The 3,149-nt window shown below is 41.6% G+C and carries 3 protein-coding genes; 1 reads left to right on the forward strand and 2 read right to left on the reverse strand.

Annotated features, from left to right (window positions below; all coding sequences use genetic code 11):
- Positions 1 to 126 precede the first annotated feature (126 nt).
- Positions 127 to 1,104, reverse strand: coding sequence for an alpha/beta fold hydrolase (locus IQ242_RS20760; RefSeq protein WP_193961253.1), 978 nt, complete (start codon positions 1,102 to 1,104; stop codon positions 127 to 129).
- 618 nt (positions 1,105 to 1,722) lie between these two features.
- Between IQ242_RS20760 and IQ242_RS20765 the strand changes: the two genes are divergently transcribed.
- On the forward strand, positions 1,723 to 2,577 hold the full coding sequence (locus IQ242_RS20765; RefSeq protein WP_193961254.1) for a universal stress protein: 855 nt from the start codon (positions 1,723 to 1,725) through the stop codon (positions 2,575 to 2,577).
- Positions 2,578 to 2,580: 3 nt separating this feature from the next.
- On the opposite strand, the gene IQ242_RS20770 is transcribed toward IQ242_RS20765, so the two are convergent.
- Complete coding sequence (locus IQ242_RS20770) at positions 2,581 to 2,823, reverse strand: hypothetical protein (RefSeq protein ID WP_193961255.1); 243 nt, start codon at positions 2,821 to 2,823, stop codon at positions 2,581 to 2,583.
- Between the last annotated feature and the right edge of the window lie 326 nt (positions 2,824 to 3,149).

The following is a 3,149-nucleotide window of genomic DNA, read 5'->3' on the forward strand; positions in this document are numbered from 1 at the left end:
GGTGTAGGGTGTGGGGTGTAGGGTTTTATTCCCCCCCGTTCACTCCAATGGCTGACACTTTTTGATATCAAAAAAGTCTAAAAGTTTTATCCAACAAGGTTTTTAGATTTATTCAGCAGACCCTACCTAGCACACAGAGTTAATTTTGTCAAGCAAAATTCTGACCGCATCGATGATCACATCTGGTTGATCCATCCAGACAAAATGACTACTTTTATCCGCTTGTATTTGCAGAAAATCTCCGGATAATTTGCCTAATTCTAGGTGCATCTCCTCCCGGAGTTGGTTGGCACTTTTGAGGGGAATAAAGCGAGTCCAAAGGGAAGGTTTAAAAAAAGAATTAGCTTTAATACTAACTATCGGTAAATTACCGAAATTGTTAGCCTCACTCACCTGACGAGCGCTTTGGTCGAGATTAAGCATTTCTCTACTCATCGTCATCCAGTGTTTAGCGCGACAGAAAGAACGCTTAACTCGATGACGAGAATCCGGGGAAAAGCGACGCAATTCTGGTTTTAATAATTCAAAAACTCCCAGAACTTTCAAAACTCGGATAATGCCTAAAATTGAGCCGATAATCGACATCCAAAATCCAGAGATGAAAAATAATTTTAATGCCTTTAATGCTGGCGACATTTTCAGCATTCTTTTCTCGTGTAAACCATCGGTGAGTACCAAACCTACTACTTTTTCTGGGAAGAGATGAGCATACAGTCGAACATTATAACTTCCAAAAGAATCACCAATTAAAATATAAGGCGGTTCTATTTTTGCTTGGGTGAGTAATTGATCTAATTCCTGAACAATTTGGTAGCTAGTTCGCGGATATGGACTAGGATCGCTCCAACCATAACCGGCTCGATCATAAATACAAACCCTAGCCAATTGTGACAATTCTTCTATCAAAAAATATCCCTCAATTCCCCCTAAACTATGGTCAATAATAATAGTGGGACTAGCCTCTCCCGCTAGACAAAAATGTAGGCGATATTTACCCAGATTAACCAAATTACCCGGCGGTGCTTTTTGTTCTTCTAACCAAACAGCTAACGTCTGATAAACTGTCGTCGCTATTAGGATAATTACCCGAATTGATAAAGACATAACTACACCTCTTGTAAAAATAAAAAATTCTCGTGGTTGCTGGACAATTAAGAATGAATAATCATCAATTATACTAAATCCGTTGAGTAACGCACAGAAAACGGGTTTCTCGGAGAAACCCGTTTTCTACTCATGCACTCATGCAAAAAGGGGAATAAATAATCAGTCTTTAATAACCAGATTTAGTATTAAATGGTCGATTTAGCTGTGATTAAAAGAGAGTGCCAGCATTGCAGCCAAAATCTAGTACAAATAAACGCCTGTCCCATGATTTTGAGCCAAGTATTTCGGCTCTCCCCAGTTTGGCGGGTAAAATGTATTCTAAGATACAGTTTTGCGGGCGAGTGAGTGGAACGAACCACAGAGACACAAAGGACACAAAGATCGATCGCTACTATATAAGTTAAACTTATCACGCAAAGAATAAGAGAGCCGTATTTCTAGTCAATTAAGCATAAATACTTAAAACACCCTCAATTGCGAGCTGCTACGCAGTGCCTTCGGCATCGCATTTAGCTAAGAAAAAGCGCTTAATAAGTTGTTAAATTTCGAGAACAACATTAGCAGTATGCTGAAAATTAGCGAAAACTATTAAGATCATAGACCGAGTTTAATCTTATGCTAGAGAAAATACTATACGCTGATTCCGGCGCAGGTCAAACCCAAGAAATGCTACAAGCATTGATGGATCTCCCCGCTATCCGGAAAGCGTCGATTACCATTCTCCGGGTTGTTCCCCCTCAGATTACCACCGAAGCTCTGGCCAGTAAATGGGAAGAGGGAACCCAAATGCTGACTAAAATCCTGCAAGAAGTCAAAATTGAACCCAGCAAAGTTTCCACTATTCTGCGCCAAGGAGATCCCAAAGATACCGTCTGTCAAGTTGCCGACGAAATCGGGGCCGATTTGATCCTGATGGGTTCCCGAGGACTAAAGCGACTGGAGGCAATTCTAGAAAATTCCGTCAGTCAATACGTCTTTCAACTGACTAATCACCCGATGTTATTGGTAAAAGACGATATTTACGTCAAAAAAATCAAAAAGGTGATGGTAGCTCTCGATAAGTCTAGTTCGGCTGATTTAGCTCTCGATCTGGCTATTTATCTCCTGCGAGACTATCCTTCAGCAGAGTTAATTTTGGCCCGCGTCAACCCCGACTTAAAACCGGAATTTGCCCCCACTTCCGCCAAAGAAATGGAAGAAAACCCGATTTTAGGGCCAGCAGTAGCAAAAGTGAAACGGATGAATATACCCCATCGCTGCGTGGTGACGGGGGGTAAACCGGGGGAACAACTGTGCAAACTCGTTGATGATTATAATGTGGATCTCTTACTGTTGGGGTCGCCCGATCGCCGTCCTTCTGTGGCTAAGAGTTTACCAGATCTCGATCGCCTTCTCGGTACTTCCCTCTCGGATTATGTGCGGGTTAATGTCAATTGTCCCGTCCTTTTAGCCAGAAAAGAAGGGATTTAGCCCTTATTGGGTGTAGGCAGGTAAGTCTTGACTCATTTGATTTAAGTTGCTGGCAATGGCTTTCATCGTCATAAAAGCCGAGCTAAAGGCGATTAGCTCATTTAAGGGATAACTTCGACTCTCAACCCCCAAGCTCAGTAATTGCTTCTCAAGAGATTCAATTTCTTGGATGAGCAATCCTAACTTTGGTGGGTTGAGAATTACCTGAGCAGCGATCGCAGTTCGTTGTGCTACAGTGATTCCCAAGACCTTTGATAATTTCTCAAAACAATTTTACGGAATGGCAAGTTATGACTGAAGAAACCATATTGAGGTCAGAGAAAGGAATTAACTACACTCGTCTAAGAGACTTACTCAAGGCGTGTAAATGGAGCGAGGCTAACGGAGAAACTATAAATATTTTTATTCGAGTCTGCAAAACTGTTGATATTACTGAAGAAGATATCAGGGTAAGCTCATCTAATTTGGTATAAATTGTACTTGACAAAGATTTCTGAATAGGGTAATCAAATCGCCATAGCACCGTCCCGCACTGCCAGTACCCAGACTTAGCCGCTGCTACCTCTGTATAA

Origin of the sequence: Microcystis sp. LEGE 08355 (assembly GCF_015207185.1) — a bacterium.
Taxonomy (GTDB): domain Bacteria; phylum Cyanobacteriota; class Cyanobacteriia; order Cyanobacteriales; family Microcystaceae; genus Microcystis; species Microcystis panniformis.

Bases quoted from the DNA above. Each gene is read 5' to 3' on its own strand.
- IQ242_RS20760 (WP_193961253.1), bottom strand. From the start codon at position 1,104: ATGTCTTTATCAATTCGGGTAATTATCCTAATAGCGACGACAGTTTAT.
- IQ242_RS20765 (WP_193961254.1), top strand. From the start codon at position 1,723: ATGCTAGAGAAAATACTATACGCTGATTCCGGCGCAGGTCAAACCCAA.